Below are 14,218 nucleotides of genomic sequence, written 5' to 3'. Positions count from 1 at the left end.
AAAATTACACGTCATTCCCGCGCAGGCGGGAATCTTTTTAATATAGATTTCTCGGCTGCGTTACACTCCGCTCGAAATGACGATCAATCTAAGCTTTATTTCCCTGCTAAAACCAACTGCTCCGCTGTCGGCATTTTTTTATTTGTAGCCACTGTTTTCCTTCTGAAATAAATCAATGAGAGCACACTACATACCCCACCTATTAATGGTACAGCAAACAAACACTGTTTAAAGAAGTGCATCCAGCTGGTATTCGTTTCGCCGAACTCATGAAAAAGCAGTATTGAAAAACTACCTACGTAACCGATGGAATCGGCCACATACATAATAAAACCGATATTGCTTTTGTAATGAAAATTGGCAATCATTCGTTCAAAGAAAATGGCATTATACGGAATGTAAGCCATATATAAACCCATCCCCAGTAAAGCCATCCAGCTCACTGGCCCAATGTAACCTCTATCGAAAAAGAATGTACTCACCCCGATCAGCAAACAGCCTGATATAATCATGATATGGATCACGGTGAAGGCTTTAAGGTTATCTTTAATCAGGATCAAAAGCCCCATCATCACCAATACCACCACCGAAATCAGCGTATCAATCTGTGTGTAGATATGGTTGTTATGAATACCCAGACCGTTCCAGATTTCTACTTCGAAATTATCGCGCATATCGCGGATACAGGTAAGCAGCACATAAATGATGATGGTTAAGATAATGCCCGGTAAAAATGTAGTGATAAACTTTCTGCGCTGTTTCGCATCCATGGGCACCCGTTTGGTACGCAACTCCTGATCTTCTTTTGAAGGCGGTGGAATAACCTCCAGGCAAAAAACAAACAGGAACAGCGGAAGCAGGAAAACCAGTCCGGTAAGAAAAGGCATCCAATAATCGCTTACCGAAGCAAAAGACATCAGTGTACGTGCTACCGTTTTAACAAAACCTGAGGCAAATATTAAGCTGATCGACATTAATGCGCCCATAAATTCGGTTGTTTTCCTTCCTTCCAGATAACTGAATACCAAACCCCAGATCATACCCAAAGGAAAGCCATTAAGGAAAAGGAATACAATATTGTAGGGTGCAGGCACCAGGGCAAAGCCGAGTAAGGCCAGCCAGGAAAAGAGGATCAGAAAAATGATGCTCCTTGCCCGGTTACTTTTCCCCGATTCGGAAATAAAACGGATACCATAAAACTTACTTAAGGTATAACCTACCATTTGCGCAATAACCAGCCAAACTTTATAATCGATATGCAAAAATTCCTGGTGCTCAAAAGTAGCAGAGGCAAAAGCTTTGCGAAAGGCATACATACTGGTATAACAACCAAATGCTGCTATACCACCAAGCACCGTAATTAACCAATAAGGCCAGTTAAGTGCTTTTTTCCGGGCAAGATGGAGTAAACTCATCTTAGTATCTGCTTATGTTGTTTAAACCACTGTTTACCTGACCGATTTGACTCTGCTCAGGACCAAACCTAGGCATGGCCTGCTGAAAGGCCAGCTCCGTCCAATATCCGTCTTTAATTTTTGTGCCCGCCATACCGAACACCACTAATTTGATTGACATATGCATTTCATTTAAAACACAATGGTAAACATTGTTTATTATTTGTAAACAAAGTCAAGATTATCAAATTGTTAAGTTTTCACCATACCGGGCGTGTATTTTATTTCGTAAAAGCCTCTAACACTGGCCTCCCTCTCCAACTTTGAGGTTGCTGCAGACCCATTAACCAGGCCAGTGTTGCTGCCGTATCGTAGGTAATAATCGCATCTTTTAATTCGTGATTTTTGCGTACACCTGGTCCTGAGATAATCCATGGAATCTGCACTTCATCAAGCGATTTACCGCCATGACCCTTACCCTTACCGCCATGATCGGCAGTAACCAGGATAACGGTTTCATCGGCTATGCCCGCATCGTTAACTGCTTTTACAATTTTACCAATCCGCTGATCCACCAGCTCCAGTTGTTTATAATAAGCGGGCGTACGATGACCAATTGAATGTCCTGTGCCATCTGGTTCGTCTAAATGCAGGAAGGTAAAATAAGGTTTTTCTTTTTTGATAATCGCAACAGTGGTATCAGTACAAAAATCATCTTTATCATTTCCGCTAACGATGATGTTTACTGCTTCTTTTTCAAATAAGTAGCCAATACCACTCCAGCTATACACAATAGCGGTTTTAGCCTGTTTTTTTTGATCTCTGATTACGCTAAAGATCCCCGGGAACAAACCATAAGATGTTTTAGTAACAGATGGGATTTCAGGAACCTTACTGTCCCATTCGGTGTATCCATGTTCGGTTGGTCCGGCGCCCATTAATAAAGAAGCCCAGTTTACCGCACTGGATGATGGCAATACACAGCGTGCCTGCGTGGTCCACGAGCCATTAGCCATTAGCGCTTTAAGATTAGGCATATTCGCCTCCGGCAAAGCGTAGCCGCCAAAACCATCGCAACCAATTAAGATCACGTGTTTAATTTTTTTAGATTGCGCCTGCGCAAATACAACTAAACAAAGTAACACTAAAGTACTTTTCAAAAACTTTTTCATTCGTATATAATTTTAGTTCAATGGTGATGAAGCGATCAGATTTTTCACACCCTGTGTGGTTTGAAAAATTGGGATGGTTTCATACTCCTAATTTGCTATTACCAAATCTAAGATTGGTTTATAAACGTGAAGATAAAGATTTGTTAAGTATTAATAAACTTTGTTTATTAATTTACTCAAAGAAATAAATAACCAGCATCAGCGCCTTACCATCGCCAACATTAACGGGGGTATGTGAAAGCCTTCCATCGAAAAGCATGGAGTCTCCTTTTTCGAGTATAATTTTCTTTTTCGAAAACTGATATTCTACCTTACCCTCTATCATGTATTTAAACTCGAAGGCTTCCGTTTTCACCATTGGCCGATGCGCATTTACCTCGAGCTCGAGCAGCACAAAATCGGCTGTAGAAAATTTGATATTCTTGGTTAAAATACGCGAATAGTTAAACCCTAAGGCCTGCTCCTTTTCGAATTTCTGGTACTGATCTTTTCGTTTCACCAGAACAGGGGCGTCTTTTTTATGAAAATTAATATCCTTAAAAAAGCTGTTCAGATCGATCTGTAAACTTTTAATAATATCCATTAATACCATTAAAGATGGAATTGTCCGGCTATTTTCGATTTGAGAGATCAGGCCTTTGCTTACCTCAGCTTTATCTGCAAGCTCCTGAACGGTAATACCCAGCTCTTTACGTCTTTCTTTAATTTTAAGGCTAATCTGTAAAAGAATTTCTTCTTGCATATGCTAAAATCGTGTTAATAACGCTAATGTATTATTTTATTCCTACAATCTAAATCAACAATCGCATAAGTTACGTATTAACATTTTTTTTAACCCGGTTATCAAAACAAATCGCCGCCTTTTTTTGTGGCGGCGATAGCAAAAATTTAACGGTAATGACCTGGCACCCAATAGTGACCGCCATGAGGGCCAACATTATAATGCCCGCGCACCCAGTGTGCCCTTGGTGCACGTGCGCTTACCACGCATGCACTAAAATTAACCGCCATAACCAATAAGAGCAATGCATTTACAATCCTTTTCATAACCTAACCTTTTAAATTAAAAAATAAATCAAGCTTTATACTGTGTTTAATTTGGACAGGCGGGGAATAAAAAAGTTTAATTGGTTTATTGGTTTGCATGGATTAACTATTTAAATTGGTTAACCGGTTAATTGTTATTAAACGCAAAACGGAGACAATCATTCGTTCATTGGTCATTCGTTCATTGGTTAGCATGGAGCAAAAAGGATAATTGGTTAATTGTTTACAATAATTAATCAATTAAAAAATCCATGTTTACTGTGCATCCGTGGCTGAATGCCTAGACGAATGAAATTCAATTAAACTGAAGTATTAGAAAGACTTAAATTTCATTTTAGGTGATCAGCTCCCTTCCTTTACGTCATTACGTTTCATTAAATTTATGTTGCTTTTCGTTTTAATTACAGGTGGAATTATAATATCCCAGCTAATCGATGTTGACTGTTGAAGAATACCCGACTTCCTCTCGCTACTATCCGAAAATTTTAGCCCATCATCCAATATAATTTCATAGGTACCTTCATTATCAGGTGCAACAACACATTTTAACGTAAGTGATTTCGTACCAGGCCTTAAATTATTCATGGCTATCGAATTTGCTGCACCAATATCAGTTTTGCCAATAGAAACGCCATCTAAAAAAACTTCAAATGCATCATCTGCCCAGTTGCCGTTATCGCGAACGGTGATACTTCTGGCCGCATTTTGTTCCTGCAGGCAGGGGAAAGGGTCAACCGGCCCTTTTTTATTATTTAAACCACTGTTAGTATAAAATTCGAAATGTAAATGTGGTCCTGTTACCCTACCCGTTTTACCCGATCTACCGATTAACTGGCCGGCTAAAACATCCTGCCCGGGCTTAACCAGTAACTCGGAAAGGTGAAGATATCTTGATTTATTGCCATTATCGTGCATAATTTCTATGAAATTACCTGCCGTATTAGAGAACTGCGAAACTTTTGTTTTTCCAGATCTCACTGCATAGATCGGAGTACCTTCTTTTACTTTAAAATCGATACCATTATGTGGCTTTTCATATTTCAGCACAGGGTGGATACGTACACCAAACAAATCATCCTGATCTGCCTGCGCCAGTAACTCACTACACTTTTCCAATAAGCCCAAGGGACAAGATATAGGTGATGCTTCGCAATCCATTGATGAAGGTTTTGAAGCTGCGGGAGCTGAAGCAGTTAAAGCTTTAGCATTTTTTTGTAGTACTGAAAATGCCGGATTCTCGCCTGGGCTTATGCCAATCATAATTATTGCTTCAAAAGTTTTTTCTTTACTTCTTTGATCCGTGAATAAGTATCTGGGCATTTCTAAAAGAATAGTACCCTTTTCCTGATTATATTTTGAAGAAACAATCTGAAAATTATCCAAGGTTTCATTTGCATTATCCTGGTATATCTGGGCAAAAACCTCAAATCCTGATGTTGTTTTCTTTAACTTCTTAAATTCATCGGGAATTTTAATTTCCATCGATATACGATCATCCAATGCCTGATTTTTCCCTAAATCTAAAACAATAGCGTAGGGCCAGTAATGTTCAACATCAAACAACCATGCCATTTCGTTAAACAGCGCTTCTGTTTCTTTATCTTTAACAACATTGAGCGAAACATCTGAAGAGTTTATAGAACCATCAGGAAAATTTACTTTCACACTATCGCCCAAATGAAGCTCTTTGATAATTTTATTATTTGAACCCTGGGCTTCTTCTTCTCTGTTTCTTTTTTTACAGCTAACAATATTTAATAATATTACACATATTAGAACCGGATAAGTATATTTTAATTTCATCGTATTTTAGTTTATTGGTTTGCATTAATTTTTATTTTACTTAGATCGGGAGTAAATCAGATATCAACAATTTCAACCTCTACAATACCATTGGTTATTGCATGGGTTTTGATCAGGTATTCGAGTGTTTTTTTAAAATTTAGAATCTCACGATGGGTTAATAAGTTTTCTTTTAAATCTTTTCCTATATGCGCTTTTGAAGAGTAGAGTTCGATAGCTTTATAAAGCGAGTTCAATGTAAAAGGGATATCTACCAGGTGCAACACATCATCAACAGCTTTAGAAACATCAACTGAAAAATCGTAATCCCTTACGTCTTCTGATTTCACTTTCATTTTTTGCCAGCTATCTTTCAGCCTTTTGGATTGAACTTTATTAAACATATTATCACCGAGATCATCCGGAAGCAGAATGGTGAATTTTAACGACGATATTTTAAAAGCCTTTTTGTTAAATAGATGAAATACTTTACCTTTTTTTTTATCCTCCAGCAAACGCTTTACCGTAGGTTCTACAAAATTTGTAAAATAACCATATGCAAGTACGGTTGATGGCAGAAAACCGATATCGAATGTTTTCTCTTTACTGATGATGTGTTTTCGTATTTTCGCTATACAATCATTTAATGCATCCTCGAAACCGGCAGACGATTCGTTTGGAATTAACGGCAGGGATATACCAACCAGATCGGTTGGAACTTTAATTCCCTCTTCAGTTACATAAAAAACCCGCGATCTTCCTAACCCTCCGGCAAAAAGACCAAACTCAAAAAGCACATTATCTCTCGCTCCTATTGATAATTTTTCCCTGGAAAGGATGAGATCATCGCCCATGGCTATTAAAATAGCATAGTCGTAAAATGCGATCTGAGAAATCAGATTATCAAAGGCACTAACCCCTAAATCAAACGCATCATCCCAGGATACACATTCTGCAATGTCTGTCAGGCCCTGCTTTATTTTTTTTACAACCCTGGCATTTTCTGTAGAATTACCTATAAATATTCTTGGCTTAAGGTCCATATCTTAAAGTTTGTATAGTTTTAGAATAACGATTATTTTTGATTGGAACTGTAGGCCCTATAACCTCCGTAAACTGCAGAGAACAACCATCCTGGCACAATACCTAAACCAGGTATTAAAATAAAGAGGCCAATAAGAAATACAAGGCACCAGAAAAAATCTGGGAAGCTTTTAAAATAAATACCTATACCAATTGGGCCGAAAAAAAAGCCAACCAAGGCAGATAAAAACGGATTTTTAGGTGGGATTTTGCTTAAACCATCAACATGATCTTTTACTCCCTTAATGTAGCGCCCGGTACTCATAATAGTTAATTTAAATGATTAAAAATGTTTATATTCTATTCTCTTTTACCAATTTCCAGTAATGCTTCCCTAAGGCGGTTAACTTACAGGCCTTTGAGTTTTGAGCCGCCCAATACAGATGCTCCTCATCGTGTGGAATAACTAAACCAACACTCTGCATTTTTTGGAGTTTCTTAAATATTTGGACATTTGCTTCAATAGCAAAATCCGTATTGGTGTATTCGTAAGAAGGGTTAAGCTGAAATATAGATTCAGGTTCGGCAAAGAATTCGGTTATCGTTTTCAATATTGTTACGGGGTTGATTTGGGGGGATACAGTGCGTAACGACATAAACCTGCTAACGTTGGTTTTAAATTGAGGACGTTGCTGCCAAAACCCCAAAGACCGATCAATGTATGCGTAAATGCTCCCTATAGTAATGTTTCCTGCAATATCTGCAGCACCTCCCTCCAAAGCTTTTAACAGCAACAGTGTAAACAGCCCATGACCACCGCTTTCAACAGATGTTTCGGACATTCCTGATGCAGTTAATATGGTAACACCATTACCAATGTAGGTAGCTTTACCTCCCAATAAATGCGGGTTACCAATATGCCCTGAATAGCAGCAATCTAAAATAATGACCTTCTCTTTTATTGGTGAATGATTGCATAAAGTCAGTAGTTCATCCATCGATATTCCTTCATCGTAACGTCCGTAATCAGGCGTAACAATATATCCGCCAACATCTGTAGTACATCCATGTCCTGCGAAATAAAAAAGTGCCACATGCAAATCGGATTGGAAAAGCCTAGTTACTGTTTTTTTTAATTCACCCTTGGTTTTAATATTGTTTCGGAGTTCGATCTGAAAATTACTCGTACCATCTTCATTTTTTGCCAGCAAATCTGCCAGGGTTGTAGCATCGTTTACACATCCTTTAAGTTGATTTCCGCCGTGATAATCATCTATTCCTACTAATAATGCACCTTTCATAAATTTGATTATATATGAGTTTTAAATCTGATCAATCAGAGATTATTTGTTATTTCTTGCTCAAATATTGATAGTAAAATCTATTGTAAAAAGGGTGTTTCTCATGTCAGGGATAAATCCCTCCATTAAGCACCGGGTAATTCCTATTGGCTACGGAAAATAAAGGGGATTAATCCTGTATACGTTCTAAAACTTTTTAAAACACTGATTTTCAACATAGTTTAGCACAACAAACATTTCCAACATTAAAAATTTATGAACAAATACACCCCTCAACCACTACCATTCTTTTTTGTTAGCAAAACCGTACTAAAAAGCCGTGTGGCCGACTATCAAAAAAATAAGCTACCCTTGCTCAGCAAGGCCATTGGTAAACCCGAAACAAAAAGCATTTGGTATACAAAAGACCATATAGCTAAGCTATTAGCCGAAATAGAATACGCCAACGGCGACGGACTGCGATTATATTTTGGCACTTATGATGCCGAACATCCATCTTTTGCAGATCAGCAATGTATTTTAATGACAGTTACCAGAGAAGAATTCTTTGGAGATTCTGTGCGCCATATCGATATATTTTTGGAAGAGCAACCAAGTTTTGAAGCAAGAATTTCTATAACACGCGAATTTTCGGCCGAAGGTTCAAGTGAAAGAAATTTTAATTTTGGTTCACCCTGCCCCCCTGCATGTGACGAAAGCAGCCTTGGAGATTAAATACTGATCACAAGTAATATTGTATATTAGTAAATGCATAAACTATTGAACCACATTTACATATACCTTGTTCCATTAACGCTGAGTACAATTGCCAGCCTAAAAAGTTTTAGGCTGGCTACGTTTCGGCCATATTTACTATTTTCTGTATTTTTAATACTTACTTTGGCCGTTGAAATATTTGCCATATTATGGAAATGGCAATTATATCAAACTGCCTACTGGAACTACTCCAGATCAAATTTATTTATTTATTGTGGGTTCCTTACCGTCCGGTTAGTTTTTACGCTATCGATTTACTACCAGGTTATATACAGCAAAAGGGTAAAAAAAATTATAAAATACCTATCCATTCCCCTTATATCCTTCTTTATCATAAATTATTTCTTCATTCAAATGCCCAACCAGGTAAATACATATTCAATCATTCTTTTGCACCTAACTTCAATTATCCTAGCATTTATGTTTTTTAATCAGATATTAAAAGATAAAAAAATTCTCCAATTGAGTGCTCAGCCAATGATATGGATATCTTTGGGTATTTTCATTTATCATGCAGGAACTCTCCCCTATTTTATTTTCTTAAACTACCTGAATAAAGAATACGTTACGCTGGCTCTTTCACTCCTTAACATTAATCAGGTCCTAAATATTATCATGTATTCATTTTTCTTAATCGCTTTCTTATGCATCCCATATCATCAGAAGTAAGTGCAATTACCATAATTGTCTCAACGGTTTTACTATTACTTTTTTCAAGCGTAATTATCTATTTCCTTTTCCTATACCAGAAGAAACTATTTCTCCATCAAAAAGAAGTATTAGAACTCAGGGAGACCTTTAATCAAACATTATTACTCTCTAAGCTAGAGATCCAGGAGCAAACACTTGATCATATCTCAAAAGAGCTTCACGCCAATTTCAGTCATCTGGTTTCCTTAATCAATATCAACCTTTCAGAAATACTACCGCAAAGCACGGATACCATGAAAGATAATATCTCGGAAACAAAATCTTTAGCGAAGCAATTATTATCAGAATTAAAGGCATTAAGCGCAAGTTTAAACACCGATCATATTATTCATATTGGCTTTTCAAAAGCTTTAGACAATGAACTCAAACGGTTAATCAAAACAAAAAAATTTACGGTCACTTCGTCAAAAACAGGTGAAGAGTTCCGCCTACGCCCCGAACATGAAATCATATTATTCCGACTGTGCCAGGAAGTTTTAAATAACGTAATTCAATATGCACAGGCTAAAACGATCACAGCTAACCTGGTGTATTCCAAAAACCTTTTTAGACTCGAAATAATCGATGACGGTATTGGCTTTGACATTGAAGAATCGGATAGCCAACGGACACAGAAAGAAAGTACCGGCCTACCCAACATTAGAAAAAGAGCCCATCTTATTGATGCCAGTATTGATATTAAAAGTACAATAGGGCATGGAACAAATGTTACAATTACAATTCCAATCAATGAATATACTAAAGGACAGAAATACTATTAACCTTGGAATAGTAGACGATCACAATCTTTTTCGAAAGGGTTTGATCAAGCTTATCAATCTTGGTGATACAAACAAAAAATATAACATCTTATTCGAGGCAGAGAGCGGATTGGATTTGAAAGAAAAACTAAAAAAAGACGAGTTACCCGACATCATTCTAATGGACATAGACATGCCTGATATGAATGGGTACGAGGCTATAGAATGGCTGCAAAGAATTTATCCTTCTATTAATATACTCGTAATATCCATGTTTGAAACCGAAGAAGCGGTGCTTAGGATGCTCAGACTTAAAGTTAAAGGATATCTATCAAAAGATATTGAAGTTGAAGATATGCACATGGCTCTTGAAGCCATTTTGCATAATGGATATTATTATTCTGATTTTGCATCGGCAATCATTTCCCAGTCTTATGCACCCCTTGAAGGAGATGACAAAAAAAACATGTTGCACAATAAACCAAGTAGTTTCCTATCACAAAAAGATCGTGATTTTTTACAATATGTTTGTAGTGATATGACTTACCAACAAATAGCTGGAAAAATGTTTTTGAGTCCGAAGACAATTGATGGGTACCGTGAATCGCTTTTTCAGAAATGCGGTGTTAAAAGCAGAGTGGCCCTTGCACTTTTTGCTGTAAAACATGGAATAGTGGAATTATAGGCAGGTAGGGTGAGTTATATGTTTCCTAATACAATATATTTAAGACATTATTTCATAAACCCAAAACTGCTTTCCAAAAAAACGGCCTGACCATACTGGCCAGACCGCTTCGTTTTATGTATTTAAAAAAGATTAGAAACTATATCTCAATCCCAATTGCATCTGGTAACGTGAGGCAAAGAAATCTTTTGAATAAGAAGTAACATCTTTCTGTGCAAAGGTATACACCGGATATGTGGTTGGTGTACCTGCAGTAGACACCTTAATACCTACACTGGCCATTGAGTTATAGGTATTAGGAGAAAAATACTGAATACCCCAGTCTTTATTTACCAAATTGGTCAGGTTAATAATATCATAGGTTAAAGTCAGTACATGTGGGTGTTTCCCTTTTGCCACCTGGATATCCTGAGCGAAGCGAAAATCGGCCTGAACATTCCAGGGTGTACGTGCACCGTTACGTTCGGTAAAATCGCCACGACGGGTACTTAGGTATTTATCGTTATTGATATAATCATCAAATGCTGCAGCCTGTGCAATTCCTGTTGCGTTATTGGCAAAGAATTTCTGTGTTTCGCCTACCGCCGGAATATACAATAAACTTACGGTTTGGCCGGTTCCGTTAATACGGGTATTCACTAAACCCAGTGAATATGGCGAACCTGACTGACCACTAAAAAATAGCGAGAAGTTAGACACGTATTTACCATTTTTAGCCCAGTCTAACCTGTAATTGATGGTCGAGATAATCCTGTTGCGGATATCGAAGTTAGAATATGCTAATGCAGGCGTGTTCGGATTAAGGGCCTGATTCAATTGCCAGTTAGATTCCATTGAGTTACGGATACCATTGGCAATATCTTTCGATCTGCCGTAGGTATAAGCCACCATCATATCTAAACCTATAGGGAGTGATTTACTCACCTGAGCGGTTAAGCTATATTTATAACCTTTATCCGTGTTTGATAACAGGTAAGCATTGGTGTACAATGGATTGATTTTGGTACCTGAATAAATAGGCTGTTGTTTTTGGGTATCATAAGCCATGTACGTAGGATTATCAACATAGTTGATCTGTTGAAACTGTACATCTTTAATTACCTGGCTAAAAATCCCCTCTATGGTAAATTTCCACTGATCGTCTGTTTTATAATCGAAGGCTAAATTACTCCTCCATGCTTTTGGCATTTTAAAGTTGTTGTCAACTAAATCTACCTGGGTAGCGCCGTTTGCATCTTTAACATTAACACCTTGTTTGGTTACATAACCTGCTTCGCCATTACCCGTTAAAGCATCTTTAACCGGATCTGAACCAGGAGCCGGCGTTACGATTTTTGTAGGATCTGTATTTACATAAACATAGGACTTATCAAAAGCACCGTAGTTTACACCGTTATTGTAGTAAGCATAACCAATCCATGCAAAAGGAACGCGACTGGTAAACAAACCTGTACCACCGCGAACAATCAAACGCTGGTTGCCTAATGCGTCAAAATTAAAGCCTAAACGTGGCGAGATCTGAATCTTGTTCAAAAACTTTCCGGTAATTGATGATGGCTGAGTATAGGTATAAGTAGTTCCGTAATTTTTATCAACAGGAGAATTGGTTGTTTTTGTGCTTAATGAGGGCATATCCGGCAGGTTTGCCATATCGAAACGTAATCCCGGTGTTAATTTTAAACGGTCGCCCACACGAATTTCATCCTGACCGTAAACACTGTACATATTCACGTTAAACTGCGCCGTTGGATTAGCAAGAATGTTATCACGGCTATTATCGTCATAGTTATAACTGGTACGAACCCTATTTGGCTGGTTCGCCAGGAAATCGGCTATACTGCTGTAAGCCACACGGCCATTCCATGAGTTAACAAAACCATAATTAATGTTGTAAAATTCATTGTGCGTACCAAAGGTAAAAGTATGGTTGCCTTTGCTAAAAGTATAGTTATCGGTAAATTCGAAGGTATTCTGTTTCATGTTAAAAATACTCGCCTCGCGATCGGTACCTAAAAACAATGTTCCACCGTTCGAAGCAATTTCGATCTGCGGTAAAGCCGGATTAGAAAGCGGATCGCGGAAATCGTGAACCGTAGAATAACCGATAATTAAGTTGTTGGTAGCCGAATTTCCAAAACGTGTTTTCAGATCGGCAACAGTTGATGTCTGATTATTATTCTGTCTGAAATCGATCCCCCCAAACCTGAAGTTAGATTGGTCTCTTTCCAGATTTGTGGCTTTCGAAATAATGGTATTGTTTCTGATGGTTAACTGGTTGTTTTCATTGATATTCCAGTCTAGACGGTTGAAAAATTTATTCGATTGCGAATAGATATTGTAATCACCAAACGAACCAGCATCTATACCATAAGCATTTTTCATACGGTCTGAGATTTGCTGTGCCTCAGATAAGGTAAGCAATTTCATATCAGACGATCCTGCACCTAAAATTACCGGATCCTGGCGACGTGTAATTTCTTCATTGGTAAAGAAGAACAATTTATCTTTTATAATCGGAAAACCAACACGGAAACCAGTTTGGTAATCGTGAAAAGCAGAAGGCTCTTTACTGTTGTCGCCGATTTTATTTCTACCGATTAAAGAGGCGTTACGGCCATAGCCATAAACCGAGCCTACCACCTCGTTGGTACCACCACGCGTAACAGCGTTAATGCTTCCCCCTAAAAAGTTACCCACTTTAACATCATACGGAGAAAGTAAAACGGTAACATCCTGAATCGCATCCAATGAAACTGGGTTGGTTCGTGTACTGCTTCCAGGCATACCCGAGCTACCACTTTGCCCACCTAACGAAGGACTAAAACCAATGGCATCGTTATTAATCGCACCATCGATGGTTACGTTGTTGTACCTAAAATTGGTTCCACCGAAAGTGTTATCCTTACTTCCCTGTGGCGTAACCCGGGTTACATCCTGCAAACTGCGGTTCATGGTTGGCAGGGTTTTAATCTGCCCTTCGCCAATGCTGGTGCCTGCACCCGCTTTCGTCCCACCTTTTTGGCCCTTCACACTTACTTCGGCCAATTGATTACCTTGTTCATGAAGATCAAGATCGAACCTTACATCCGAACCTAAGGTTAAATAAATATTCTCTTTTACTACCGGACTATAACCAACAAAGGTTACGGTAATTTTGTATGGTCCGCCCGGGTTTAAATTGCCGATACGGTAAAGTCCATTCTCGTTTGATAAACCTTTAGATACGGTACCTGTTGGCACATGCACCATAACGATGGTTGCACCTGGGATAGTTCCCTTCTCATCTTTTATCTTTCCATTAATACTAGAAGTTGTAACCTGTGCCTGAGCAAATGCGAACAGGAGCATCAGGGTACTCACCAGGAATAGTATGCGTGATTTCATTTTCTGTTATTTTATTTTGGTACAAAACAACAGCCTTAATGTTAATTCAATATTAACACTAAATTAAGTTTAACACTACGTTAACAATTTGAAAATCAAATGAATACAATAAGAAAACAATTCCTTAACAACCCCTATTTCAGGCCGGAATATAATGAAGAATAGAAAGCGCAAAGGTGAAAAGGAAAGATGAAGATTTGATGAAGTTGGGGATAGTCCAAAG

14 protein-coding genes are annotated in these 14,218 nt (G+C 38.0%); 3 read left to right on the top strand and 11 right to left on the bottom strand.

Translation table 11 applies throughout. The features are described 5' to 3' along the window. Window positions 1-95 precede the first annotated feature (95 nt). The 9 genes from AC04QZ_RS13565 to AC04QZ_RS13525 all read right to left on the bottom strand — a co-directional run bounded on the left by AC04QZ_RS13565 (window position 96) and on the right by AC04QZ_RS13525 (window position 7,719). Entirely contained in the window at window positions 96-1,415 is a 1,320-nt protein-coding gene (locus AC04QZ_RS13565) for a DUF5690 family protein (protein WP_478358183.1), read from the bottom strand. A gap of 1 nt (window position 1,416) precedes the next feature. Continuing rightward, window positions 1,417-1,575: a hypothetical protein gene (locus AC04QZ_RS13560; RefSeq protein WP_478358182.1), complete on the bottom strand. Its 159-nt coding sequence runs from the start codon at window positions 1,573-1,575 to the stop codon at window positions 1,417-1,419. 100 nt (window positions 1,576-1,675) lie between these two features. Then, window positions 1,676-2,566: an alkaline phosphatase family protein gene (locus AC04QZ_RS13555; RefSeq protein WP_478358181.1), complete on the bottom strand. Its 891-nt coding sequence runs from the start codon at window positions 2,564-2,566 to the stop codon at window positions 1,676-1,678. Window positions 2,567-2,738: 172 nt separating this feature from the next. Next, on the bottom strand, window positions 2,739-3,308 hold the full coding sequence (locus AC04QZ_RS13550; protein ID WP_086549023.1) for a helix-turn-helix domain-containing protein: 570 nt from the start codon (window positions 3,306-3,308) through the stop codon (window positions 2,739-2,741). Between the two features lie 146 nt (window positions 3,309-3,454). After that, window positions 3,455-3,613, bottom strand: coding sequence for a hypothetical protein (locus AC04QZ_RS13545; RefSeq protein ID WP_478358180.1), 159 nt, complete (start codon window positions 3,611-3,613; stop codon window positions 3,455-3,457). 342 nt (window positions 3,614-3,955) lie between these two features. Beyond that, window positions 3,956-5,416, bottom strand: coding sequence for a M23 family metallopeptidase (locus tag AC04QZ_RS13540; protein WP_478358179.1), 1,461 nt, complete (start codon window positions 5,414-5,416; stop codon window positions 3,956-3,958). A 56-nt stretch (window positions 5,417-5,472) separates the two neighbouring features. Beyond that, entirely contained in the window at window positions 5,473-6,438 is a 966-nt protein-coding gene (locus tag AC04QZ_RS13535) for an STING domain-containing protein (RefSeq protein ID WP_478358178.1), read from the bottom strand. 32 nt (window positions 6,439-6,470) lie between these two features. Beyond that, window positions 6,471-6,743, bottom strand: coding sequence for a hypothetical protein (locus AC04QZ_RS13530; RefSeq protein WP_478358177.1), 273 nt, complete (start codon window positions 6,741-6,743; stop codon window positions 6,471-6,473). A gap of 28 nt (window positions 6,744-6,771) precedes the next feature. Further along, the gene (locus AC04QZ_RS13525) at window positions 6,772-7,719 is read right to left on the bottom strand and encodes a caspase family protein (protein ID WP_478358176.1); all 948 of its coding nucleotides are present in this window, start codon (window positions 7,717-7,719) and stop codon (window positions 6,772-6,774) included. Between the two features lie 255 nt (window positions 7,720-7,974). Between AC04QZ_RS13525 and AC04QZ_RS13520 the strand changes: the two genes are divergently transcribed. Next, window positions 7,975-8,433, top strand: a complete 459-nt coding sequence (locus tag AC04QZ_RS13520; RefSeq protein ID WP_478358175.1) for a hypothetical protein — start codon at window positions 7,975-7,977, stop codon at window positions 8,431-8,433. Between the two features lie 56 nt (window positions 8,434-8,489). On the opposite strand, the gene AC04QZ_RS13515 is transcribed toward AC04QZ_RS13520, so the two are convergent. Then, on the bottom strand, window positions 8,490-8,621 hold the full coding sequence (locus AC04QZ_RS13515) for a hypothetical protein (RefSeq protein WP_478358174.1): 132 nt from the start codon (window positions 8,619-8,621) through the stop codon (window positions 8,490-8,492). A gap of 498 nt (window positions 8,622-9,119) precedes the next feature. On the opposite strand from AC04QZ_RS13515, the gene AC04QZ_RS13510 reads away from it, so the two are divergent. Beyond that, window positions 9,120-9,947: a sensor histidine kinase gene (locus AC04QZ_RS13510; protein ID WP_478358173.1), complete on the top strand. Its 828-nt coding sequence runs from the start codon at window positions 9,120-9,122 to the stop codon at window positions 9,945-9,947. Continuing rightward, window positions 9,916-10,611: a response regulator gene (locus AC04QZ_RS13505; RefSeq protein WP_478358172.1), complete on the top strand. Its 696-nt coding sequence runs from the start codon at window positions 9,916-9,918 to the stop codon at window positions 10,609-10,611. The genes AC04QZ_RS13510 and AC04QZ_RS13505 overlap by 32 nt, the downstream gene beginning before the upstream one ends. Before the next feature lie 132 nt (window positions 10,612-10,743). Here the strand turns inward: AC04QZ_RS13505 and AC04QZ_RS13500 are convergent, their stop codons facing one another. Then, window positions 10,744-13,995 (bottom strand): TonB-dependent receptor, encoded by a 3,252-nt coding sequence (locus AC04QZ_RS13500; RefSeq protein ID WP_478358171.1) that lies wholly within the window; start codon window positions 13,993-13,995, stop codon window positions 10,744-10,746. Window positions 13,996-14,218 lie beyond the last annotated feature (223 nt).

The sequence above is a fragment of the Pedobacter folensis genome (genome assembly GCF_056490665.1).
Note: the sequence above shows the minus strand (reverse complement) of the source record. Positions and strands in the feature narration are given on the sequence as shown.

Bases quoted from the DNA above. Each gene is read 5' to 3' on its own strand.
- AC04QZ_RS13565 (WP_478358183.1), bottom strand. From the start codon at position 1,415: ATGAGTTTACTCCATCTTGCCCGGAAAAAAGCACTTAACTGGCCTTAT.
- AC04QZ_RS13560 (WP_478358182.1), bottom strand. From the start codon at position 1,575: ATGTCAATCAAATTAGTGGTGTTCGGTATGGCGGGCACAAAAATTAAA.
- AC04QZ_RS13555 (WP_478358181.1), bottom strand. From the start codon at position 2,566: ATGAAAAAGTTTTTGAAAAGTACTTTAGTGTTACTTTGTTTAGTTGTA.
- AC04QZ_RS13550 (WP_086549023.1), bottom strand. From the start codon at position 3,308: ATGCAAGAAGAAATTCTTTTACAGATTAGCCTTAAAATTAAAGAAAGA.
- AC04QZ_RS13545 (WP_478358180.1), bottom strand. From the start codon at position 3,613: ATGAAAAGGATTGTAAATGCATTGCTCTTATTGGTTATGGCGGTTAAT.
- AC04QZ_RS13540 (WP_478358179.1), bottom strand. From the start codon at position 5,416: ATGAAATTAAAATATACTTATCCGGTTCTAATATGTGTAATATTATTA.
- AC04QZ_RS13535 (WP_478358178.1), bottom strand. From the start codon at position 6,438: ATGGACCTTAAGCCAAGAATATTTATAGGTAATTCTACAGAAAATGCC.
- AC04QZ_RS13530 (WP_478358177.1), bottom strand. From the start codon at position 6,743: ATGAGTACCGGGCGCTACATTAAGGGAGTAAAAGATCATGTTGATGGT.
- AC04QZ_RS13525 (WP_478358176.1), bottom strand. From the start codon at position 7,719: ATGAAAGGTGCATTATTAGTAGGAATAGATGATTATCACGGCGGAAAT.
- AC04QZ_RS13520 (WP_478358175.1), top strand. From the start codon at position 7,975: ATGAACAAATACACCCCTCAACCACTACCATTCTTTTTTGTTAGCAAA.
- AC04QZ_RS13515 (WP_478358174.1), bottom strand. From the start codon at position 8,621: ATGGCAAATATTTCAACGGCCAAAGTAAGTATTAAAAATACAGAAAAT.
- AC04QZ_RS13510 (WP_478358173.1), top strand. From the start codon at position 9,120: ATGCATCCCATATCATCAGAAGTAAGTGCAATTACCATAATTGTCTCA.
- AC04QZ_RS13505 (WP_478358172.1), top strand. From the start codon at position 9,916: ATGAATATACTAAAGGACAGAAATACTATTAACCTTGGAATAGTAGAC.
- AC04QZ_RS13500 (WP_478358171.1), bottom strand. From the start codon at position 13,995: ATGAAATCACGCATACTATTCCTGGTGAGTACCCTGATGCTCCTGTTC.